Origin of the sequence: uncultured Vibrio sp. (genome assembly GCF_947488985.1) — a bacterium.
Classification (GTDB): domain Bacteria; phylum Pseudomonadota; class Gammaproteobacteria; order Enterobacterales; family Vibrionaceae; genus Vibrio.
The window spans coordinates 1-251 of record NZ_CANLBV010000373.1; the positions used below are offsets into that span (position 1 = coordinate 1).

At 52.6% G+C, this 251-nt stretch carries 2 tRNA genes; both read right to left on the reverse strand.

Features of this window, described 5'->3' with window-relative positions:
• Nucleotides 1-2 precede the first annotated feature (2 nt).
• Nucleotides 3-75 (reverse strand) — tRNA-Ala (locus tag Q1A70_RS20685).
• Nucleotides 76-89: 14 nt separating this feature from the next.
• Nucleotides 90-166 (reverse strand) — tRNA-Ile (locus Q1A70_RS20690).
• Between the last annotated feature and the right edge of the window lie 85 nt (nucleotides 167-251).

The following is a 251-nucleotide window of genomic DNA, read 5'->3' on the forward strand; positions in this document are numbered from 1 at the left end:
GGTGGAGCTATGCGGGATCGAACCGCAGACCTCCTGCGTGCAAGGCAGGCGCTCTCCCAGCTGAGCTATAGCCCCATCTAGGTCGATATTGGTGGGTCTGAGTGGACTTGAACCACCGACCTCCCGCTTATCAGGCGAGCGCTCTAACCAGCTGAGCTACAGACCCAATATCGTCTCTTAACTTTTCTAAACCTAATCAATCTGTGTGGACACTTATCGTGAATATCTTCGTATAAGGAGGTGATCCAGCC